Annotated in this window: 19 protein-coding genes; 8 read left to right on the top strand and 11 right to left on the bottom strand. The window is 37.1% G+C overall.

The window, feature by feature from the left end:
* Nucleotides 1-35: 35 nt before the first annotated feature.
* From AEQU1_RS03280 to AEQU1_RS03265, 4 genes are all read right to left on the bottom strand, one after another.
* A complete protein-coding gene (locus tag AEQU1_RS03280) occupies nt 36-2,348 on the bottom strand; it encodes a penicillin-binding protein 1A (protein WP_111878733.1) in 2,313 nt (770 codons plus the stop codon).
* 7 nt (nt 2,349-2,355) lie between these two features.
* Nucleotides 2,356-2,841, bottom strand: a complete 486-nt coding sequence (locus AEQU1_RS03275) for a gliding motility lipoprotein GldH (protein WP_111878731.1) — start codon at nt 2,839-2,841, stop codon at nt 2,356-2,358.
* Complete coding sequence (locus AEQU1_RS03270) at nt 2,834-4,090, bottom strand: regulatory iron-sulfur-containing complex subunit RicT (RefSeq protein WP_111878730.1); 1,257 nt, start codon at nt 4,088-4,090, stop codon at nt 2,834-2,836. Before AEQU1_RS03270 ends, AEQU1_RS03275 begins: the two co-directional genes overlap by 8 nt.
* 154 nt (nt 4,091-4,244) lie before the next feature.
* Nucleotides 4,245-5,276 (bottom strand): rhodanese-related sulfurtransferase, encoded by a 1,032-nt coding sequence (locus tag AEQU1_RS03265; protein WP_111878729.1) that lies wholly within the window; start codon nt 5,274-5,276, stop codon nt 4,245-4,247.
* Nucleotides 5,277-5,331: 55 nt separating this feature from the next.
* On the opposite strand from AEQU1_RS03265, the gene AEQU1_RS03260 reads away from it, so the two are divergent.
* From AEQU1_RS03260 to AEQU1_RS03245, 4 genes are all read left to right on the top strand, one after another.
* The gene (locus AEQU1_RS03260) at nt 5,332-6,114 is read left to right on the top strand and encodes a T9SS type A sorting domain-containing protein (RefSeq protein ID WP_146743711.1); all 783 of its coding nucleotides are present in this window, start codon (nt 5,332-5,334) and stop codon (nt 6,112-6,114) included.
* 207 nt (nt 6,115-6,321) lie between these two features.
* On the top strand, nt 6,322-7,329 hold the full coding sequence (recA, locus tag AEQU1_RS03255) for a recombinase RecA (RefSeq protein WP_111878726.1): 1,008 nt from the start codon (nt 6,322-6,324) through the stop codon (nt 7,327-7,329).
* 127 nt (nt 7,330-7,456) lie between these two features.
* Nucleotides 7,457-7,993 (top strand): RNA polymerase sigma factor, encoded by a 537-nt coding sequence (locus AEQU1_RS03250; protein WP_111878725.1) that lies wholly within the window; start codon nt 7,457-7,459, stop codon nt 7,991-7,993.
* A 21-nt stretch (nt 7,994-8,014) separates the two neighbouring features.
* Nucleotides 8,015-9,613, top strand: coding sequence for an outer membrane beta-barrel protein (locus tag AEQU1_RS03245; RefSeq protein WP_146743710.1), 1,599 nt, complete (start codon nt 8,015-8,017; stop codon nt 9,611-9,613).
* 108 nt (nt 9,614-9,721) lie between these two features.
* Here the strand turns inward: AEQU1_RS03245 and AEQU1_RS03240 are convergent, their stop codons facing one another.
* On the bottom strand, nt 9,722-10,462 hold the full coding sequence (locus tag AEQU1_RS03240) for a 1-acyl-sn-glycerol-3-phosphate acyltransferase (RefSeq protein ID WP_111878723.1): 741 nt from the start codon (nt 10,460-10,462) through the stop codon (nt 9,722-9,724).
* A 74-nt stretch (nt 10,463-10,536) separates the two neighbouring features.
* On the opposite strand from AEQU1_RS03240, the gene trpS reads away from it, so the two are divergent.
* Complete coding sequence (gene trpS, locus AEQU1_RS03235; RefSeq protein WP_111879044.1) at nt 10,537-11,505, top strand: tryptophan--tRNA ligase; 969 nt, start codon at nt 10,537-10,539, stop codon at nt 11,503-11,505.
* Nucleotides 11,506-11,595: 90 nt separating this feature from the next.
* Here trpS and dprA read toward each other — a convergent pair whose 3' ends face one another.
* Nucleotides 11,596-12,699 (bottom strand): DNA-processing protein DprA, encoded by a 1,104-nt coding sequence (dprA, locus tag AEQU1_RS03230; protein ID WP_111878721.1) that lies wholly within the window; start codon nt 12,697-12,699, stop codon nt 11,596-11,598.
* Between the two features lie 112 nt (nt 12,700-12,811).
* Between dprA and AEQU1_RS03225 the strand changes: the two genes are divergently transcribed.
* The 3 genes from AEQU1_RS03225 (at nt 12,812) to AEQU1_RS03215 (ending at nt 17,257) form a co-directional block, all read left to right on the top strand.
* On the top strand, nt 12,812-13,750 hold the full coding sequence (locus AEQU1_RS03225) for an SPOR domain-containing protein (RefSeq protein WP_111879042.1): 939 nt from the start codon (nt 12,812-12,814) through the stop codon (nt 13,748-13,750).
* Nucleotides 13,751-13,838: 88 nt separating this feature from the next.
* A complete protein-coding gene (locus AEQU1_RS03220) occupies nt 13,839-14,348 on the top strand; it encodes an acyl-CoA thioesterase (protein WP_111878720.1) in 510 nt (169 codons plus the stop codon).
* A 185-nt stretch (nt 14,349-14,533) separates the two neighbouring features.
* Nucleotides 14,534-17,257, top strand: coding sequence for a S8 family serine peptidase (locus AEQU1_RS03215; RefSeq protein ID WP_111878719.1), 2,724 nt, complete (start codon nt 14,534-14,536; stop codon nt 17,255-17,257).
* A gap of 48 nt (nt 17,258-17,305) precedes the next feature.
* Here AEQU1_RS03215 and AEQU1_RS03210 read toward each other — a convergent pair whose 3' ends face one another.
* The 5 genes from AEQU1_RS03210 to dut all read right to left on the bottom strand — a co-directional run bounded on the left by AEQU1_RS03210 (nt 17,306) and on the right by dut (nt 22,319).
* Nucleotides 17,306-18,607 (bottom strand): murein hydrolase activator EnvC, encoded by a 1,302-nt coding sequence (locus tag AEQU1_RS03210; protein ID WP_111878717.1) that lies wholly within the window; start codon nt 18,605-18,607, stop codon nt 17,306-17,308.
* Complete coding sequence (locus tag AEQU1_RS03205; RefSeq protein WP_111878716.1) at nt 18,608-19,372, bottom strand: DUF4292 domain-containing protein; 765 nt, start codon at nt 19,370-19,372, stop codon at nt 18,608-18,610. It abuts the gene before it with no gap.
* 6 nt (nt 19,373-19,378) lie between these two features.
* Entirely contained in the window at nt 19,379-20,755 is a 1,377-nt protein-coding gene (locus AEQU1_RS03200) for a lipopolysaccharide assembly protein LapB (RefSeq protein ID WP_111878715.1), read from the bottom strand.
* 28 nt (nt 20,756-20,783) lie between these two features.
* Nucleotides 20,784-21,800, bottom strand: coding sequence for a sugar phosphate nucleotidyltransferase (locus AEQU1_RS03195; protein WP_111878714.1), 1,017 nt, complete (start codon nt 21,798-21,800; stop codon nt 20,784-20,786).
* Between the two features lie 84 nt (nt 21,801-21,884).
* Nucleotides 21,885-22,319 carry a dUTP diphosphatase gene (gene dut, locus AEQU1_RS03190; protein ID WP_111879041.1) on the bottom strand — a complete coding sequence of 145 codons (435 nt, stop codon included), beginning with the start codon at nt 22,317-22,319 and terminating at the stop codon, nt 21,885-21,887.
* Nucleotides 22,320-22,329: the final 10 nt, after the last annotated feature.

Genomic DNA, 22,329 nt, shown 5'->3' with positions numbered 1-22,329 from the left:
CTTGTGAGGTTCGTCTTTATTAAAAAAGAATTTTATTAAAAATCGAACTCATCCGGGATTTCTTCAACATCAGGATTTCCTTCGCGCCACTTGGAGCAATCTGTTTCAATAGAAAGGTTTGCAGGACGTTTAAAGTTTCCTGTTGAAACGTCCAAATCCTTATCAGCATAACAGCTCTTCATATACATACCCCAAATAGGCAAAGCCATTGTAGCTCCCTGTCCATAACTAATAGAGCCAAAATGGGTTGCGCGGTCATCACCACCTACCCATACTCCAGTAACAAGATTCGGAACCATACCCATAAACCAACCATCGCTATTGTTTTGGGTTGTTCCAGTTTTACCAGCAATAGGATTCGTAAAATTATATGGATATCCAGTAACTGCATTTTTATAAATAGGAGAATTCACTGCCCAAGTTCCTCTCAATCGAGAACCAGATCCAGACTGCGTTACGCCTTCCATTAAGCTAACAGTTACGTACGCGGTTTCATTACTTATAACGTCTTTTGTTTTTGGCACATTTTGATAAAGGACCGTTCCATTTTTGTCCTCAATTCTTTGAATAAGTATAGGTTCAACGTAAACCCCTTCATTTGCGAAAGTGCTATACGCACCAACCATTTCGTAAACCGAAACATCTGGTGTTCCAAGTGCGATTGATGGTACTGCTGGCATATTTTCAGTGTTAACTCCCATTTTCTTTACTAAATCAATTACTGGTTCTGGGCCCACACGGTCTATCAATCTTGCGGTGATCGTGTTAATGGAATTTGCAAGTGCATATTTAAGAGTTACCATTCCTCCATAGCTACCACCTGAATTTTTTGGAGTCCAAGGTTTTATTAAATTGTGTCTGCCCGCGGGAATTGTGTAAAGGGTGTTTGGCAAAGTATCACATGGTGACATGTGCATTTGATCTATGGCTGTAGCATATACGAATGGTTTGAAAGTGGAGCCTATTTGGCGCCTGCCTGTCTTTACCATATCATATTTATAGTGTTTATAGTCTATACCGCCCACCCAAGCTTTCACCTCGCCTGTCTGTGGAGTCATGGACATCATTGCCGCCTGAAGGAAAGATTTATGGTAACGGATGGAATCCATAGGTGTCATTATAGTGTCAATATCACCTTTCCAAGAAAAAACTCGCATAGGTACTTTCTTTTTAAAGCTTTGTATTATTTCTGCTTCGTCCAGGCCTTGTTTTTTCATTTCACGCCAGCGATCGCTTTTTCGCATAGCAGAATTTAAGATCCCCGTTGTTTCTTCTTCCGTAATATCACGGAAAGGGGCTGTTTTATTGTTTTTATTTTGGTCGTCAAAGGTTTCTTGCAGATGGGCCATATGTTTTTTTACCGCAGTTTCGGCATATTCCTGCATTTTACTATCTATTGTTACATATACTTTCAATCCATCTTGATAAATATTGTATTTACTGCCATCTGGTTTTGGATGTTCCTTAATCCAATCTTCCATAAAGTTACGAGCGTATTCTCGGAAATATGTTGCGATTCCTTCATCATGCCCTTGGGGTGTAAATTTTAAGTTTAAGGGAAGCGCTTGAAGTGAATCCATTACTGTTTCTGAAATATAATCGTACTTCTCCATTTGGGCCAACACAACGTTCCTTCTTTCGCGCACCAGTTCTGGACGCCGATTAGGATTAAAAAGAGAGGAGTTTTTGAACATCCCAACTAGCATTGCAGCTTCCGCAGTGGTTAATTGTGAAGGAGGTTTGTCAAAATAAATATTTGCAGCACTCTCTATACCTACAGCTTGATTTAGAAAATCGTATTCATTGAAATACATCGTGATTATTTCTTCTTTTGTATAACGACGTTCCAGACGGATAGCAATAATCCATTCTTTTATTTTTTGAAGAACTCGTTCTACTTTATTTGACGCTCTTTGATCCGTAAAAAACAATTTAGCTAATTGTTGGGTAATAGTACTTGCCCCACCACGTGTGCCTAAAAATGCAACGGCGCGTAAAGTTCCTCTACCGTCAATTCCGGAGTGATCGTAAAAACGTGCATCTTCAGTAGCTATCAAAGCGTTTACTAAATGGTCTGGCAAAGAATCAAAAGAAACCGGAGTCCTGTTTTCTTTATAGAATTTTCCAAGCGTTTTTCCATCTGAAGAAATGATTTCGGTAGCGAGATTTTTCTCTGGGTTTTCAAGACTGGTTTCATCTGGAAGACTTCCGAAAACTCCCCACGATGCTAATAGGAAAAACAAAATAACCACAAGTATAAAACCTGCGAAAATCTTCCAAAAGGTTTTGACATGATGGCCTAGATCATTCTGCTTTTTCTTTTTAGGGGCTGCTTTTTTTGTTGCCATATTTTTTTTACTGTTTGACGGCTTCTTCAACACTGAAACCAACATCTGTAATGCCTTCGAGTTTTGTAACGCCTTCCACTGCGCCATTATTGCGCATTGCCTGTGCTATATCTACGGTGTAATTTCCTTCTTCAAAAAACTGTACGTGCTCTTTATACCAGAGCTTGTTTTCCTTTATGTCCCCAATGCCTTGGCCCATCCAAGAACCATCCGGATTTGCCATTCGGTATTCAAGGGTGTCCGTTACAGTTTTACCGTGAGGGAAATTCATTGAAACTATTAAGAATATATTATTGAACTTGTAATCGTTCGTATTTCGAATATTTAAAAACAGATTGTAATTTTTAAGGGAATCCATCTGCGGAAGTTTGAATTCAACCACCTCACCTGCGCCCCAATAATCTTCCATTGACTGTGTTTCACTAAAAACGGTGTTTGATTCGCACGATACGAACATCACAGACAACAAAAAAAATGCCACTAACTTATTCATTTTTGGTAGGCTTTCTATTTCTGTTTTGATTTCCAGGTTTATGTCCTGACTTTTTTGAAGAATTGCCCTTAGGATTATTTTTGGAAGCATTTCCAGCGGTAGCTTCAACTGGTCCTTTATTTCGGCTTTTATTTCGGCGTTTTTTGTTTTTTTGCTTAGGTTGGTCAAAGCGCGTTAAACTATCTTGGCCAACAACGTTGCTGTACGGTTCTTTCTCTGCTTTAGGAACTTCAACTATAAATTCCTCAAGTGCCATTGGCTTTTTGCCTTTTTTGTTTAACTCTATAATTTCATTAGCTTTTTCGGCGGTCAGTTCATGCCAATTCATAAATTCCTTTTCATAGGCGTACCAAAGCAGACCCTTAAAAATATCTATTTTTTGACAAGTGGCATATCCTTTTTCAGTCTGAAGTTTTGTCTCCATACTGGGGAAAGACTCCAATGCTTCCAAATAAGTATCCAATTCATAATTTAAGCAGCATTTCAATTTTCCACATTGTCCCGCAAGTTTTTGGGGATTTAATGAAAGTTGCTGATAGCGTGCTGCGGAAGTATTCACTGAACGAAAATCTGTTAACCAAGTGGAACAACAAAGTTCGCGGCCACAACTACCAATACCCCCCAAACGAGCAGCTTCCTGACGGAAACCAACTTGTTTCATTTCAATACGTGTATTGAATGTTCGGGCAAATTCTTTTATTAATTCACGGAAATCAACACGCTCTTCAGCGGTGTAATAAAATATAACTTTTGAAGCATCGCCTTGAAATTCAACATCACTAATCTTCATCTGTAGTCCGTGGCGAATGGCAATCTCGCGTGAACGTTTTTGCACATCAGCCTCTTTATCACGAACGCCTTGCCAAATATCAATATCTTTCTGCGAAGCTTTACGGTAGATTTTAGGAAGCGCTTCCACTTTTAAAGGAGTCTTTTTCTTTTTCATTTGTACACGCACCAATTCTCCGGTAAGCGTTACAATTCCAATATCGTGGCCTGGCGAAGCTTCTGTTGCTATAACGTCGCCAATACTTAAAGTAAGATTTTCTGGATTCTGGAAGAACTCCTTTCTTCCGTTTTTAAAGCGTACTTCCACCGCATTGAAGGGTTCCATATTGGCAGGAAGTGACATATTTGAAAGCCAGTCGAACACCGTCAGTTTGTTACAGCCATCTGTTCCGCAAGTACCATTGTTCTTGCATCCCTTTGGCTGTCCGTTGGCGCCCGTGGCACAGCTGGTACAGCTCATAATTCTATATATAAAGCCCTATTCAAAACGAAGAGGGACGAAAAATTAAACAAAAAATTTAATCAGTAAAGATACCAATAAAATTTACGATTTTGAATTCGCGATTTACGATTTTAAGTTAATAGCTTTCAACTTCCCCTCTTCCATCTTCAAACTACTTTTTGAACTTCAACTTTTCCGAACGTCCTTTTTTAAAAATCTTGTTGCTATTAGGAATGCCTTGTCGAAGTCTTTTTTGCTCTTCTTCGGGCAAATGGATTATTTCGATGCATTCATCACTACAACAACTTTCCATTGCAACGGCGCATTTTTCACATTGAATAAATAGTAAATGGCAGGCTTCGTTTGCGCAGTTTGTATGTGTGTCGCAAGCTTCGCCGCATTGGTGGCAGTGGCTAATTATATCTTCAGTAATTCGTTCGCCACGGCGATGGTCAAAGACGAAGTTTTTTCCTATGAATTTATTTTCCAAACCTTGATTTTCAACTTGGCGTGCATATTCAATAATACCGCCTTCCAGCTGAAACACATTTTTAAAACCTTTGTGTTTGTAGTATGCGCTGGCTTTTTCACAACGGATACCACCCGTGCAGTACATCAACAATTTTTTATCTTCTTTGTGGTCTTTTAAATCTTCTTCTATTATATCCAACGAATCACGAAACGTATCAACATCGGGCGTTACGGCGTTTTTAAAATGGCCTATTTCACTTTCGTAATGGTTTCGCATATCAACTAAAACCACATTCGGATCTTCAATGAGTTCGTTGAATTTTAGGGCGTCCACGTGAATTCCCTTGTTAGTAACATCAAAGGTTTCGTCGTTCAAACCATCGGCAACAATTTTATCGCGCACTTTTACTTTCAATTTTAAGAAAGATTTCAAATCTTGCTCAATAGCAATATTCAAACGCACATCTTTCAAAAAATGAATGCCGTCCAGAAATTCCTTAAAGTCTTTAAATCGTTTCGCTGGAACGGAAAGTTGGGCATTGATGCCTTCGTGAGCTACATAAATACGACCCAGCACATCTTGTTCGTGCCAAGAAACAAAAAGGTGGTTGCGGAAAAGATGTGGATTGCCAATTTTGGCGTATTGATAAAAAGAAAGGGTAAGCCGTTCCTCGCCGGCCTGTTCCAAAAGTGTTTCCCTCTCTCTTGCACTTAATTTATTGTACAGTTGCATGCTATACTTTTTTAGGTGAAAAGAATTGATTTAAGTTGCAAAAGTAAGGGTTTTTTTGAAAAAAGGGGAAAAACCCTGTTGCATAAAAAGGTTGTTTGGTTTATATTGTAATAAATTTTTGGATATGAAGCAATTATATTTTTTAATCTTTCTATTTACCGTTTCAATTTGTTCGGCGCAAGACCCACAACTTTTTGAGAATCCTTGGTATTTGCAAAAATTAAATATTGACAATACAGATTATCTGCCGCCGAATGGTGGTTATCCTAATTCTCACACATTTACAGAAAATCCTTTTAAATTTTCTTCTAGCTATTGTGATGCAATTAATGTAGCCGTTACCTATGATAATCAAAACACAGAATTATCCTTTGAAGATTACCCTCTTTTCCTGTTAGGTTTTTGCACTGATCAACAACTCCAAAATTTTAATGATGATTATTTTTCAATTTTATATCAAAACTCTGGTGAGGCAAGAAATCCTTTTGGATATACAATAACTACAAACGGCACCATCAATTTACTGGAAATAACAAATCCCGATGGTGATATTGCTTATTATAGTAACGAGCCTTTATCCATATCAGAATTTAATGTAAAGCAGATTTCAATTTATCCCAATCCCGTTAAAGAAAAACTGGTATTAAACTCAGCAAGCAAAGCAGGAAATCTAAATCTCAAAATTTTAAATATAGAAGGTAAGCTTTTGATTACTAAAAATTTAGAATTTGAAAAAGAAATCTCCGTAGATGTTTCCCAACTATCAAAAGGCATTTATTTTTTAAATATTGAAGATAAAGAGGGTAATAAAACTATTAAAAAATTTATAAAGGAATAATGCCAAATTCATAAAATAATGATAAATGGCCGGTTTAGTATATTTGAAACGCATTAGTTATAAATTGCATTTCGGCTTTGCTTGAACAAGTATTTTCAGGTTTATTTTGTTAACAAAAATTCTCTCTCCCCTATATTTTACTTTTGCCCCAAGCACAAAGAAATAGTATCTTAGCTACTTAAATTTCCATCATAAAAAATACTGAAAATGAGCACTGAAAAAGACGCAAAACTAAAAGCTTTAAAGCTTACTCTCGATAAACTAGACAAGACCTACGGCAAAGGAACCGTGATGAAAATGGGCGATAGCGCCGTTGAAGATGTGGATGTAATTCCAACTGGTTCACTTGGCTTGGATGTTGCTCTGGGAGTTGGCGGTTATCCTCGCGGAAGGGTTATTGAAATATACGGCCCGGAATCTTCGGGTAAAACAACTTTAACACTGCATGCGATGGCAGAAGCACAGAAAAAAGGCGGAATTGCTGCTTTTATCGATGCAGAACATGCTTTCGACCGTGGTTATGCTGAAAAGTTGGGAGTGGATATTGAAAACCTCATCATTTCACAACCCGACAACGGCGAGCAAGCTTTGGAAATTGCCGATAACTTAATCCGAAGCGGCGCAATAGATATCGTGGTTATTGACTCTGTTGCAGCCTTAACGCCAAAAAGTGAAATAGAAGGCGAAATGGGCGATAGCAAAATGGGACTTCACGCGCGTTTGATGAGTCAAGCACTCCGAAAACTTACAGGTTCTATCAGCAAAACAAAATGTACTGTAATCTTCATTAATCAATTGCGTGAAAAAATTGGTGTAATGTTCGGAAACCCAGAAACCACCACAGGTGGAAATGCTTTAAAGTTCTATGCATCTGTGCGTTTAGACATTCGCCGCTCTACACAAATAAAAGATAGCGATAGTAATGCGATGGGGAACAAAACCCGCGTGAAAGTGGTTAAAAATAAGGTGGCGCCACCTTTTAAACAAGCGGAATTCGATATTATGTATGGCCAAGGAATTTCTAAAGTTGGTGAAATTATTGACCTTGGTGTTGACTTTGAAATTGTAAAAAAAGCTGGGTCATGGTTCAGCTATGATGAAACCAAACTTGGTCAAGGGCGTGATGCTGTAAAAGCACTTCTTTTGGACAATCCAGAATTAATGGATGAACTGGAAAAGAAAATCAAAGACGCTATTGCGGCAATAAGTAAATAATTTTTAGCAAACCACGCAACCCTTTTGATACACTGGTATCTACAGAATGTAGGAACCTTGATTATTACGGTTGCCCTCTAAAATAAAGGAGGTATTTACAACAGAACAATAATTCACGGTACCGCATTTGACTTTAGACGAGCTCATCATACAATGCAAGAAACACGATGCAAAGGCGCAGGGCGAATTGTATACAAAATACAATAGAATTTTATTCGCCATTTGTCTTCGATATTCTCCAAATTATGCTGAAGCAGAAGACAATTTGCAAGATGCGTTTCTTACTATTTTTAAAAAAGTTGAGCAGTATAACGGCAAAGGTTCTTTTGAAGGTTGGATGAAACGGGTAACCGTAAACACTGTTCTTCAGAAATATCGAAAACAACGCACCTTTAAAATTGTTGATGAAGGACAGATTGAAGATGAAGAAGATACTGAAATTGAAAGCGACGAAATTCCTCTGGATTTTCTGTTGAAAATTGTACAGGAGCTTCCAGATAGATACCGAATGGTTTTCAGTATGTATGTAATGGACGGCTATCAACATAAAGAAATTGCCGAAATGTTAGGAATCAGCGATGGAACGTCTAAATCAAATCTGGCACGTGCCAGAATAATTTTAAAAAACAGAATTGAAGAGTATAATGCAAAATATAACACTTAAGGCATTATTTGATTATTTAGATTGAAAAAAAGAACCCCTGCTCTTTGCGGGGGATTCCCAATGAAAGAAAAGAAAAACATAGACAACATTTTTAACGAAGGCTTCAAAAATTTTGAAGCAACCCCTTCGCCGCGCGTTTGGGAAAAGATTCAAGCGGAGCTAAAAAAGGAGAAAAAAGAGCGTAAGGTTATTCCACTTTGGATAAAACTTGGCGGTGTTGCCGCATTAATTGCCTTGTTGCTTTCAGTGGGAAATTGGGTTTACAATTCCTCAAATGTTGAAACACCTTCCATTAGTGACGAAAACGTTATAAAAATAGAAAACAAATTAAAAGAGAAAAATTCTGAAATAGTAAAAGAAGCTAATGAAACGCAAGTTGCTTCGCAGGAAAAAACGCTTCATAATGAATCAACGCAGAATTTGAATAATTCAGCCAATAATTCTTCAAAAATTAAAGACGAAACAGAAACTTCAAATAAAGGTTTGATTAATTCTTCTAAAAAAACAGACGGCAATGTGATTGCCTCAAATGATTCGGAAAAGAAGAATTTAAAAGAGATATCAAATTCCCAAAATAATTATTCTGAAAAGAATATTTCGAAAAATGATTTGAAGGAAGCAGTCGCAATTTCAAATAATTCTTCAGAAAAAAATAATTCTGACAATAACGTAAAAGGAGATAAAGAGAGCCTTATTAAAAAAGACAAAGATATTTTCGAGAAAAACAAAGAAGAGGTTATTGCTAACGAAAAAAGGATAAAAGAAGATACTGAAAAAAGTTTAGTAAAAACCGAAACTGAAGTATCCCAAGAGTCTCAAAACAAAAAATCAATCTTTGATGCTATTGCTGAAGAAAAAGAGGAAACAAATTCAGAAGAAACAAAAAAACAAAAACTCGAACATCGCTGGAATGTAGCGCCAAATGTAGCGCCAGTATATTATAGCAGTCTTGGCAACGGCTCTTCCATAGACCCAAGTTTTGCGGATAATCCACAAAAAGGGGATGTTAATATGAGTTACGGCGTTCAAGTTAGTTATGCTTTAAACAATCGTTGGAGTGTTAGAACCGGACTTAATAATGTAGATTTAAGCTATAGCACCACAGGCATTGAAGTGGGCTCTGGACCTGTTGCCGTCGCCTTAAGTACTGTGGATTATGGCTCAAGGCAAGTGGTTGTTACCGTAGCCGATAAAGGTTCATTTGCCAATGCCGCTCCTTCCAGTGAATTTGGAAATATTAATCCAAAATCAACTCAGGGAGACGCAAGACTTATTCAGAATTTAAATTATTACGAAGTACCTGTTGAGCTTAAATACGCGATAATCAACAATAAGATTGGCGTAAATGTTATTGGAGGTTTAAGTACTTTATTTTTAGGCAATAATGAAATTTCAGTAAAAGCAGATAATTATAACACCGTGCTGGGAGACGCCAACAACCTATCCTCGGTAAGTTTTTCAACTAACGTCGGGCTGGGATTGGACTATAAACTGTCCAAAAAATTTACGTTTAATATTGAGCCAATGTTTAAATACCAGCTCAACCCGTATACCGATTCTTCTGTAAACTTTAAACCTTATTATCTGGGTGTTTACAGTGGATTGAGTTTCAAATTTTAGGTTAGTTTTTAGTTGGATGTGTTTGAAATACTTCAAACAAATGATTGCAAAAAACCGTTCTTCGCCATAGGACGGTTTTTTATTTAGACATTATTTCGAATAGTTATTTTAAACTGTTGGATTTAGCAATTCATTCAGAATCACATCTCTGGTTTCTTTTTTCAATTCCTTTCTATTGTCCAAAGTCAAATTTGCAGTAGATATGAGTTTATGAACTTTCACTCGCATTTTGCCGGGACCGCCTATAAAGAAAAAATACGGAAACCTTTTTTTATTATCGTGAAAAGTCATTGGCGCAATAGGAATTTGGTGTTCTATGGAAAGCCGGAAAGCACCGTCCTTAAATTCATCTAACAAAAGTGAAAGATCATCCGGTACGCCGCCTTCGGGAAAAATACAGACACTTAAACCTTCATTCAAACGGATTTCCGCTCTTCTAAAAGCTTCAACACGACTTTTTGTATTTCCGCGATCTACCAAAATACAGGTGCGTTTATATATGTAGCCGAAAAGTGGAATCTTTGCCAACTCCTTTTTTCCAACAAAAACAAAAGGATTTTTTGTTGAATGAAACATCAACATAATATCCGTCATTGAGGTATGGTTAGCAACAAACATATAGCTTTTGCCTTTTTCATATTTTACGTCGCGTTTTATAACCGGATAACATCCGATGCCATAAATTACTAATATAGACCAAGTTCGCGCAACCTTAAAAAAGAAAGGATACCAAGAATGCTTAAGAATACTTATTAGTAGAAATGGGAAAAGTAAAATAGTAAAAAATGCTATAATTAAATAGAACCAAATACGGTAGAATGTTGCAAAGATTTGTTTAAAAAATTTCATCGAGGTTCAAAAGTAATGATTTGAACGATGCGAATAAATCAAAAAAAGTACCTTTGCTTAAATTTTTTAAAACAATGTCCAGAATACTCACAGGAATACAAAGTACCGGCACGCCACATCTCGGAAATCTATTAGGCGCAATCGTTCCCGCCATTGAAATGGCAAACAACCTTAAAAACGATTCCTTTCTTTTTATTGCAGATATGCACTCATTGACGCAGATAAAAAATGCCGAAACCCTTCGCGCAAATACCTATAGTGTTGCTGCAACCTGGTTAGCATTTGGGCTGGACATTGAACGTGCTGTATTTTACCGTCAAAGTGATGTGCCTCAAACGGCTGAGCTTTCTTGGTATTTGAGCTGTTTTTTTCCATTCCAAAGATTGACACTAGCACATTCTTTTAAGGACAAAGCGGACCGATTGGAAGATGTGAATGCAGGCCTTTTTACGTACCCAATGCTTATGGCTGCTGATATTCTTTTATATGATGCTGAAATTGTTCCCGTGGGGAAAGACCAAATGCAGCACATAGAAATAACGCGCGATGTTGCTTCACGTTTTCACACACAAATGGGAGAAACCTTTGTTATGCCAATGGGAAAAGTGCAGGAAGAAACCATGTACATTCCGGGAACGGATGGCGCCAAAATGAGCAAATCCAAAGGAAATATCATTAATATCTTTTTGAATGATAAACAACTTCGGAAGCAGGTAATGGGTATTGAAACAGATAGCACACCACTGGAAGAACCAAAAAATCCAGATACTTGCAATGTTTTTGCGCTTTATAAAATATTGGGTTCAAAAGAAGAAGTGGCGCAGATGCGAAAAAATTACGAAGGTGGAAATTACGGTTACGGCCACGCAAAACAAGCTTTGTTTGAACTGATAACTGAAAAATTTTCGGAAGAGCGTACTCGTTATAACTATTTTATGGAAAATTTGCCTGAAATAGACGCAGCTTTAACTTCTGGTGCTGAAAAGGCTCGAAAAGTTGCTGATGAAGTTTTGAAAAGAGTACGCGAAAAGGTTGGGTATTAAATTTTACGTATGTCCAGTAGAACGTACTAAGACCTTCATTTTTGTAAATAATTTAAAAATTCTCGACTGCGTTCGAAATGACATTCCTTTTCAAACCAACTGAAACAACTTTCCAGGTAATGGGCGCACAACTCCTTTCAGCTCCATATTCATCAATATGCTAGCAGTTTTATAAGCTGGAATTTTACATTCCAATGCGATAACGTCTAAAAGTTCTTTTTCCTTTTCCTTTAAAAACTGGAAGATTACTTTTTCTTCTTCGTCCAGTTCTACAAAGAGTTGGGTCTGTTTTGGCTTTTGATTTTCCTTCAGTTCCCAACCCAGCATATATATTATGTCCGCAGCACTAGTAAGTAAATGTGCTTTTTGCTGCTTTATTAAATTGTTACAACCACGACTTTGGATATCAGTTGCCCTGCCTGGGACCGCAAAAACTTCACGGTTGTATGAATTTGCGATATCTGCAGTAACCAAACTCCCACCTTTTTCTGCAGATTCTATAACGATTGTTGCTTCGGAAAGTCCTGCAATTATTCGATTTCTTTTTAAAAAATTATTTCTATCAAAAGTGTCACTACTCCAAAACTCAGTTATAAAACCTCCATTTTCTTCAATTTTCTGAGCGTATCGTTTATGGTCTTTTGGATACATTTGATTCAGCCCGTGCGCCAAACAAGCTATATTTTGCAAGTTATTTTCTATAGCCGCCTTGTGCGCGCAAATGTCAACGCCATAAGCCAAACCTGATATTATTACTGGCTTTAGCGGTGCTATTTCCTCAATCAAATTTTGGCAAAAAGCGTTGCCATAACTAGTAATTTTTCGGGTACCTACGATGCTGATTATTTTTTTTCCAACTAAATCTATATTTCCGCGGTGGAAAAACAATATTGGACCATCCAAACAGTGCTTTAATTTTTCGGGATAAGTTTTATCTTTGAAGTAGCTAAATTCAATTTTATTCTTTTCAATAAAAATTAATTCTGAATCGGCTTCTTCCAATTGTCTTTTCAGATTTATTTCCCTCAACCGTAAAAGTCCGATGCCATCAATTTTAGCCAAATTACTTTTTTTCTCTTTGAAAATTGCTTCCGCAGAACCCATTTTCCGTAGCAATTTTTTTGCTGAAACATCCCCAAGGTTTGGAATACGTTGTAGCGCAAGGGTATAGCGCAGTTCGTTTTTTGATAGCATAACTTTGAAAATTAAAGTCGGGGAGGAACATTAAAAATACAAATTTTTAAGTTGTTAATAAATTACCAAAACAAAAATTGGATTGCCTTTAAAAAAGGCTAATTTTGTTAGTATGCAACTTACAACCTACATAGCCGATCTGCTTTACCGCTACGAATGTGTGATTATTCCAGGGTTTGGCGCTTTTCTTACGCGTTATAAATCTGCACATATTGACGATTCCACAAACACGTTCAATCCACCCTCCAAAGTTGTTTCTTTCAACAAACAATTGCAGGCTAATGACGGTTTGTTTGCCAATTATGTGGCATCGGTGGAAAAGTGTAGTTATGAAACCGCGTTGCAAAAAATAAGAAAGTTTACTTCAGAAATCTCAATATCTCTTTCAGAGGGGAAAACCATTTCCTTTAAAAATATTGGTGAATTTTCGCTGAACGAGGAAAAATCTCTTCAATTTGAACCTTTACAACAGCAAAATTATAGCACTTCATCTTTTGGTCTTTCTTCTTTTATTTCGCCAAAAATAAGTCGTGAAGTTTACAAAGAAACTGTTGCATCTTTGGAAGAAAAGACTCCAATTCTTTTTACTCCAGAAAGAAGAGAAGCAAAGCCATATCTCAAATATGCTGCAATTGCGGTTATTGCGATTTCGGCAATAGGTTTTGGAAGTTTGAAACTTTACGAAAGTCAAGTTCAGAAATTTAATTACGCTGAAAGACAGAAAGCAAATTCGCTTGTAGAAAACCAAATTCAGGAAGCTACTTTTGTTATTGAAAATCCGCTTCCGGTTCTTAGTTTAAAACTTCCGAAGCATACAGGAATGTACCACATTGTAGCGGGAGCTTACCGGGAGGAAGAAAATGCAGATAAAAAAGTGGAACAACTGCGCGACAAAGGTTTTTCACCTTTAAAAATGGAACCTACTCGTTACGGTCTTCACCAAGTTTTGTACGCAAGTTTTGAAGATAGAATGGAGGCTTTGAAAAAGCTTCACGAAATACAAAGAGTTGAAAATACCGATGCTTGGTTATTGGTGCAGGATATTCAGTAAATAGTTTATTTTATAATAACTCATTTTACTTTTCTCTTTTTCTCTTCTCTTTTTTCCCAACTTCGGTATCTTTGCAAAAAAAATTCTGATGCAATCCAAAACTCCAAAAAATTCGTTGACTATTTACACCGATATGGTCCTTCCCAGCGAAACAAACCCTATAGGTAATATGTTTGGTGGTGAACTATTGGCCAGAATGGATCGTGCTGCTAGTATTGCTGCACGCCGACACAGTAGAAGGATTGTTGTTACCGCTTCTGTGAATCACGTGGCATTCAATAAAATGATTCCATTAGGAAGTGTAGTGACTGTTGAAGCCAAGGTTTCACGCGCCTTTAGCAGCTCTATGGAGGTGTATATGGACGTTTATATTGAAGATCGCGAAAGCGGGGAAAGAAGTCTTTCCAATGAAGCCATATATACTTTTGTAGCGGTGGACGAAATGGGGCATCCTGTTCGTGTTCCCGAGCTTGTCCCAGAAACCGAAATTGAAAAGTCACGCTTTATAGCGGCTCTCCGTCGTAAACAACTTAGTTTGGTTCTAGCTGGAAAAATGAAGCCCAAAGAAGCTACTGAATTAAAGGCTTTGTTTCAGTAACACATCTTCAATTTCTCCCTAAACTATTGATTTACTGCTTCTTCCAAAGAGAGGGAATTGTGTTAAATTTCCTGTTTTTTGTTTTGAAATGACTTGTTAATGGATTCAAATAAATATATTTGAGAAAAGATGACGGTAATTTATGTCGTTTTGTTAATTCATAACCCAATTAAAACAAGTCTATTATGGCAAAAATTACTTATTCAAAAATTAAGACCTTTTCATTCTTGGTGTTGCTGTTTGTTTTTTCACTGACATTTGCACAAAATTCAAACGACATAAATTTTCAAGGTGAAACTTATGAAATGCCTGAAAACATAGCTACTTTTCAATGGAACCAAATGCCCGAATCTGCTAGGTTAAACAATGGCTATGTTGGCTGGATTCAATTTTATGAAACTCCTTCACAGCAGGTTCAGGATTTATTCAAACAAAATAATCTGCAATTATTGGAATATATTCCACACCGTACCTACCTTTTTTATTTTCCGGAGAATACTTCTATCACATTGCTAAAAAATAACGGTGTGCGCACCATTGTTCCCGTTGATGGCAGAGCGAAGCTTTCATCAAAATTAAAAAGCGGCGATTATGATTATTGGGCAATGGATGGCGATAATATTTTAGTTACACTTCAATACCATAAAAATGTTACTGACAATTACGCAATAAGTGAGTTAGGGCGTCAACAAATAATTGTAAAGCAAAATTATAAGGAACAAAATATGTTAGATCTTTCCATTCCAAATAATTGCTTGGAAACTCTTTCAAACCTTCCTTTTGTTAAATGGGTTGATCTTGTGGTAGCACCAGCTGTCCCAGATGATACCAGAGGAAGAAGTCTTCACAGAGCGAATAGTTTGGACACACAAACTGGGGCTGGTAGAAATTATTCTGGCGAAGGAATTGGCGTAATGGTCCGCGATGACGGACGCGTGGGTCCACACATTGATTTTGAAGGAAGACTAACAAATCTTACCAATGTTGCAAACCAATCTCACGGCGATGGCGTTGCTGGAATTATGGCAGGCGCAGGGAATTTGGTTCCGTCTAATCGTGGTATGGCTGCAGGGGCAGATGTATACGTAGTTAACTACCAAAGTAATTTTTTGGACAGCTCAACTCTTAATTTGATTAATGACGGAACGGTTCAAATAACAAACTCTTCCTATAGTAATGGTTGTAATGATGGCTATACAAGCATTACGCGAACCGTAGATCAACAAACATTAGCCATACCAACATTACTTCATGTTTTCTCAGCAGGAAATTCAAATGGAAGCGATTGTGGGTATGGTGCTGGAAGTCAATGGGGAAATATTACTGGAGGCCACAAACAAGGTAAAAATGTTATTGCAACCGCCAATGTATTTTTTGATGGAGCATTAGTAACTTCAAGTAGTCGTGGACCTGCCCACGATGGAAGAATTAAACCAGATATTGCCGCAAATGGTCAAAATCAAATTTCCACAAATGAAAACAATACTTATCAGACCTTTGGAGGCACATCTGGAGCAGCGCCAGGTATTGCAGGAATTTCTGCACAACTTTATCAAGCTTATGGAGAATTGAACGGAGGGGATTTTCCTCCCTCAGCATTAATAAAAGCAACCCTAATGAATACTGCCAATGAAGCAGGAAATATAGGGCCAGATTACAAATTTGGTTGGGGAATTGTGAATGCCCTTCAGGCCGTCAAACTTATAGAAGATGGCCGCTATCTTTCTGACGAAGTTACACAAGGCAACACGAACACTCACACTATCAATGTTCCCGCTGGAACTACACAAGTTCGTTTCATGGTTTACTGGAGCGATGAGGCAGCAACGCCCGGAGCAGATCCAGCTTTGGTGAACGATTTGGATTTGGTTGTAACAGATCCATCAAACAGCACCTATGAACCTTGGATTCTAGATCCAACACCAGATCCTGTAACTCTTAACAATCCCGCTATCAACGGCCCAGACCATTTAAATAATATGGAGCAAGTTTTAATAAACGATCCGGCAGCTGGAAATTATGATATTGATATTACAGGTTTTAATGTACCAGTGGGACCACAGGAATATTATATTGTTTATGAACTTATTTCCGAACACGTTGTAATGACCTTTCCTAATGGGGGAGAACATTTTCAGCCATTTATAGCCGAAACGCTACATTGGGATGAAGTGAATACAACAGATGATTTTGTTTTAGAATATTCTAATAACAATGGAAGCAGCTGGAATAACATTGCAACTGTGCCTAACGACACTCACTTTTACACTTGGAACGTTCCAGATGATGTAGGTGGAAATATGCTTTTAAGAGTAACTAGAGGCTCCTACCAAGATGTTAGCGACACTACATTCAATATAGCAAGAATTACAAATAATTATAATATTGTAGAAGTTTGTCCAGAATCTGCTTATTTTGAATGGAGTGCAGTTGATGGCGCAGAATCATATGATCTTTATCTTTTAGGTGAAAAATACATGGAAGTTGTTGCAACATCAAACACAAATTCCATAACTATTCCTATTGTGGATCCTAATGCGGAAATGTGGTTCGCAATTAGTGCTAAAAATGATACAGAAGGATGGGAAGGAGAGAGAAACCGAGCTAAGTTTTATGAGGGAGGTCTTTTTAACTGTACATTAGGGGTCTCAGACAACACCATTAGCGATGCCGTGGCACTTTACCCAAACCCAGCCACAAATGATGTATTCATTAGTATTTCCGATAAAACATTCAATACTTATGAGGTTTCTATAGCAAACAGTTTAGGTCAAATTTTACAGCGAAAAAGTAATATTGATAACACTACCACATCCTCACTAAATGTTTCAAACTACGCCTCTGGAATATATTTTATAACTATTATAGCTGGAGATAGTACTGCAACCAAAAAATTGGTGATACAATAAATTCTTGAAAATTATTAATTAAAAGGGAGCCTATATGGCTCCCTTTTTTTACATTCTATAAATCCAGTCTGCTGGATTTATTTTTGTCTTGTTTTGATAGATGTAAAATTTCAAAACGGTTTTTCCTTCCGTAGGGCTTTTAGCAACGGTTCCTATATTTTGTTTGGTAGAAACCTTATCTCCTGTTTTCACTGAAACGGTAGCTAGGTTACTATACACTGAAATATAATCTCCATGCTGAATAAGAACAACCTTGTTGGCCCCTTTAATAATTTGAATTGATAATACCTGTCCTTCAAAAATGGCGCGTACAGCGGCATTATCTGCCGTGGCTATTTCCACACCACTACTATTGGTAGTAACATTCGGGAATTGCGGATGTTGGTGGGTTCCGAAACTTTTTACAACCATTCCTTTTTCTACTGGCCAAGGTAGTTTTCCTTTGTTACTTGTAAAACTTGCAGCAAGGGCTTTATCTTCAGCGGTCATTGCAAATTCTTCCGTAGAAGCTGGCTTGGTTATAACATTTTTGGTAGAAGTATCTGTTGTCGTATTATTGTTATTCGCGTTTGCTTTTGCCGCCGCAAGAGCCTTTTCTCTAGCTATTCTGTTTGCCTCTTCAATAGCTGCCTTAATCAAAGCATCTATCTGTCGGTCTATCTCATCCGCTTGTTTCTGTTTGGCTCTTATTTGTGTAGTAAATTTGCTTTCGTCCTTTTTTAGCGTTGCTACCAATGCTTGCTGATCTTTCCGTTCTTCTGTCAAGCTGTTCTTAGCCAATTCATTCTCGGCTATCAATTTTTGTTTGGTTTTTTTCTGTTCAATTAAATCTGTATTAAGTTTCTGCAATTCTTCTGTTTTCGATTTAATACCTTCCCCCTGCTTTTTTCGAAACTTAGCATATTGTTTCATGTACTGAACACGTTTGTAGGCTTGCAAAAAGTTTTCTGAAGAAAGCAGAAACATAACGCGGCTCTGCTGGTTTTTGCTTTTATATGATTTTCGAATCATTTCGGCATAATCTGCCTTCATCACTTTTAGTTCTTCACGAAGGCTGCTTATACTTTCAATATTATCATTTATACTTCTTGTAAGCAGATTGGCTTGTTGATTGGTAACACGAATTAAATTTTCGGATGCTGAAATGCGTTGATTCAAGTCTTCCACTTGTGAAAGCACAGATTTTTCCTCCTTTTTTGTTTTGAAAAGAAGCGAATTTATTTGCTTTATTTCTTCCAAAATAGCCTGACGCTTTTCCTCCAATTCCTTCTGTTTATCAACTTGAGCAGAAACTGTAGAAACTGTAATTAAACAGATAAATAAAAAAAGATATGCGCGGAATTGCTTCATTTATTTAAGGTGGATTTCTTCATAACCTTGTGGAATATCAAACGGAAAACTTACATCAACGTTCAAATCAATCTTTTTGTAATTCATCTCAATTTTCGTTTTCGAACCTTTTTCCGAAGTATCTATTAAAATAGTTGAAGGATAGAATTGTTCGCCAATTTTTTCATAATCACCGTAGCGAATGCTTAACAAACGTTCATCATTGGGCTGTGATAAAGTTTCCGAAGTAACTTTGAAATTATCTGGATTCAAAAAGAGCGAATGTATAAAATTTTGTGGTTGCTGCTTAGGTTGAATTTTGAATTTATTTTGAAAAATGGCTACAGTATATTCTGAAGGATTTAACGTGAAAATTGATTGACCCAAAAGCATATTTTGCGCCTGTTGAAAATTTATTGGTGTGCCAATCCATTCACCCAAAATTGCAAAATCACCTTGAAAATAAGTGTTCCCGATTGTTTCATAATAACTCACACTTGTGGGAGTGATTAAAACTTTAGAAATTGTAATTCCTAAAATAGAAGCCTTAATCCAAATGTTTTTATCCTTTTCCATCCGAAGACTTACAGTAATACTCTGTAATTTTTCGTCTGTTTCATAAACCAACTGCATACGTCCTGCTAAAGTTTTAAAATCGGGGTTTGCGGCTTTGTGAGCAGAAATTACTTCTTTAGCAGAAGCTTTTTCAAGGTTTGAAATGTTTTTGACGCCACCACAGGAAGCCAATACAAATAATAAAAGCAAATAAAATGGTTTCAATTTCATAAAATTTTAGTTGTTCATTCTTATTGTTGTGGCTTTATCAAGATACATCTTTGCTTTTTTGGAATCACCTTTTAGCGTGTATGCAAAACTAAGCTGTTCGTAAAAATCATGTTCCATTTTTGGGTCTTCCAATATAAAATCTAAACCAGTTTCCAAACTTTCAATAGCAGCATCACTTTTTTGAAGACCGTTGTTGGCAACACCATTTAGCAAATATAATAGTGCCTGGGAGGGGAAAAACTCCAATCCTTCGGAACTTAATTTTGCAGCGGCATCATATTTTTTTAAATCAATTTGAAACAACAATGTATTTCTTAAAAGATTGTAATTATCAGAATCTTGAACAATACCTTTTTCATAGGCATTGAGCGCATCTTCTTTCCTGTTTTTTGCCGCGTAATAATCCCCGAGTTTTTCATAAATCCGACTGTTTTCGACAGAAAATTGATTAACGATTTCTGCCAGATCGGTTTCATATTGCGGATTTTCATTTACAAACTGAATAAAATCACCCAACACTTTGTATTTGGTTTCTTTGTCAACTTTCTCTGAAGCAAAAACGATTTTCATAGATTTTATTGCTTCTGAAGCGTTGCCTTCATCCAAATAAAATTTATACAGCGCCAAATGTACCAACTGCGATTTGGGATTACTTTGCAAAAGGTTTTTTGCAGCATCAAAAGCTTTTTCAGCGTTACCCTGCTCGCTATACAGAAAGATGAGATTTAAGTATTCCTTTTCGTTTTTTGGGTTGTTGTCAATCTTTTGTTCTAAACTTTCAATGGCACCTTCGGTGTTTCCGGTAGATCGGTAAATTTGAATACGCAAAGCATTTCGTATGTCGCTTTCTCCCCAAACGTTGTCAAGTTCATCCAACTGCTCCAACGCCTTATCGTATTGTTGCGTTAGTGTATATAAATTTGCCAAATCTTCTTTATAGTCCTCATCAAAAGGAATCAATTTTTGCACTAGCGCAATTGATTTTTCATAGTCTTTTTGTTGATAGTAAAGCTCATAAAATTGTTCCAAAACATCCAGTCTATTTCCCTGGCTTTTTAAAACCTTGTTGAAATTTGCTTCTGCTTGTGCATATTCCTTTAAATAGGTATGGTTTTTACCCATTTCAAAATATACAACGGCTTTGTTTTCTTCACTTTTTGCAGCTTTTTCGGCTTTATTTAAAGCGGTGAGTGCTAGCTCATAATTTTCAATTGCTTTTTGCTTGAGTGCTTCAAAAAAGTTTTCCTGAAAAGCATCAGTTACATCACCCAATTGATCCATTGGGTTTTGGATTGAATCAGTTTTTATTTCTTGGCCACAGAGTTGCTTCGGAAGAACAATTCCGATAAAAAATAGAAGTATGTATTTAAGTTTTAGCTTCAAATATGAGATTCCTGCCTTCGCAGGAATTTTATTTCAGTTCAGAATAATCGCCAATACTCACATTGGTGAAATTTCCATCAAAAGTAGCATAATTGCCAATCATGGCATTATCTAAATTTGCGTTCTTTATTTTTGAATTGGTTTGAATAATACTATTTTTTACGGTACTGTCTTCAATTACTGTGCCTTCACCAATAGAAGCATATGGGCCGATAGTACTATTTTTTAAAATAACATTTTTACCAATAAAACAAGGAGCGATTATTTTTGAATTTTCATTACTGATATTTTCCGAAAGCAAAGGGTAATTTGCTTCAGAAAGAAAACCTAACATTTTTTGATTGGTTTCTACAGTAACTTCTTTGTTTCCGCAATCCATCCACTCATCAACTGTTCCGGTTTTGAAAATTTTTCCATTGGCCATCATCCTTTTTATTCCATCGTTAATTTGGTATTCGCCACCGTTAATAATGTTATTGTCCAAAACATATTGCAATTCTTTTTTAAGTTGCGCCACATCTTTAAAATAGTAAATACCTATAACGGCTTGGTCACTCACATATTCTTGGGGTTTTTCAACCAACTCGATTATTTCGTTTTTTTCGTTGAGGTTTACAACGCCATAAGCCTCTGGGTTTTTCACTTTTTTTGTCCAAATTACAGCGTCAGCTTCTTTATCCAAGTGAAAATCTGCACGAATCAACGTATCTGCGTAAGCAATTACCGCTGGTCCAGAAAGTGAATCTTGGGCACACATAATAGCGTGACCGGTTCCTTTTGGATCAAGTTGGCGGTATATTGTTGGTTTTGCGCCCAAATTTGTAGCAAGTTCTTTTAAACTTTCAACAACCTCATCTCCAAAAAAAGCTGGATCGCCAAGAATGAAAGCAATTTCGTCAATATCTTCATTCAAAACGCCAACGATGTCTTCCACCAAACGATGCACGATGGGTTTTCCGGCAACTGGAATTAAAGGTTTTGGAACAGTAAGTGTATGTGGGCGAAGGCGACTTCCGCGGCCTGCCATTGGGACTATTATTTTCATATTAATGCCGCGTAGGCGGGTATCTTTTTAATTATACTTCAAATTTTAATTTATATGATTCCGCAACAAGTGCGGAATAACGGTTTATTTTGTTCCAGTACTTCCGAAACCACCAGCACCACGAGATGTATCAGTCAGTTCTTCCACTTCTTCCCAAACGGCGCGTTCGTGTTTTGCAATTACTAACTGTGCAATGCGTTCACCGTGTTCGATTGTGAAATCTTCATTGGAAAGATTTACCAAAATCACCCCAATTTCACCGCGATAATCGGCATCGATAGTACCGGGAGCGTTGAGAACTGTAATCCCTTTTTTTGCGGCCAAACCACTTCGTGGGCGTACTTGGGCTTCATAACCAATAGGCAATTCTATAAAAAGTCCCGTTTTAACGATGGCGCGTTGCAAAGGTTTTAAAGTTGAAGGACCTTCAACGTTGGCGCGTAGATCCATTCCAGCAGATGCGATTGTTTCGTAGGAAGGTAAAGGATGGTTGGACTTGTTGATTATTTTCACACCCACGAAAGTGGGT

The sequence above is a fragment of the Aequorivita sp. CIP111184 genome (assembly GCF_900489465.1).
Classification (GTDB): domain Bacteria; phylum Bacteroidota; class Bacteroidia; order Flavobacteriales; family Flavobacteriaceae; genus Aequorivita.
The sequence above is the reverse complement of the archived record's forward strand: the minus strand, read 5'-3'. Positions and strand labels throughout refer to the sequence as shown.

Coding starts and splice junctions, on each gene's coding strand:
- AEQU1_RS03280 (WP_111878733.1), bottom strand. CDS start 2,348: ATGGCAACAAAAAAAGCAGCCCCTAAAAAGAAAAAGCAGAATGATCTA.
- AEQU1_RS03275 (WP_111878731.1), bottom strand. CDS start 2,841: ATGAATAAGTTAGTGGCATTTTTTTTGTTGTCTGTGATGTTCGTATCG.
- AEQU1_RS03270 (WP_111878730.1), bottom strand. CDS start 4,090: ATGAGCTGTACCAGCTGTGCCACGGGCGCCAACGGACAGCCAAAGGGA.
- AEQU1_RS03265 (WP_111878729.1), bottom strand. CDS start 5,276: ATGCAACTGTACAATAAATTAAGTGCAAGAGAGAGGGAAACACTTTTG.
- recA (WP_111878726.1), top strand. CDS start 6,322: ATGAGCACTGAAAAAGACGCAAAACTAAAAGCTTTAAAGCTTACTCTC.
- AEQU1_RS03240 (WP_111878723.1), bottom strand. CDS start 10,462: ATGAAATTTTTTAAACAAATCTTTGCAACATTCTACCGTATTTGGTTC.
- trpS (WP_111879044.1), top strand. CDS start 10,537: ATGTCCAGAATACTCACAGGAATACAAAGTACCGGCACGCCACATCTC.
- dprA (WP_111878721.1), bottom strand. CDS start 12,699: ATGCTATCAAAAAACGAACTGCGCTATACCCTTGCGCTACAACGTATT.
- AEQU1_RS03225 (WP_111879042.1), top strand. CDS start 12,812: ATGCAACTTACAACCTACATAGCCGATCTGCTTTACCGCTACGAATGT.
- AEQU1_RS03220 (WP_111878720.1), top strand. CDS start 13,839: ATGCAATCCAAAACTCCAAAAAATTCGTTGACTATTTACACCGATATG.
- AEQU1_RS03215 (WP_111878719.1), top strand. CDS start 14,534: ATGGCAAAAATTACTTATTCAAAAATTAAGACCTTTTCATTCTTGGTG.
- AEQU1_RS03210 (WP_111878717.1), bottom strand. CDS start 18,607: ATGAAGCAATTCCGCGCATATCTTTTTTTATTTATCTGTTTAATTACA.
- AEQU1_RS03205 (WP_111878716.1), bottom strand. CDS start 19,372: ATGAAATTGAAACCATTTTATTTGCTTTTATTATTTGTATTGGCTTCC.
- AEQU1_RS03195 (WP_111878714.1), bottom strand. CDS start 21,800: ATGAAAATAATAGTCCCAATGGCAGGCCGCGGAAGTCGCCTTCGCCCA.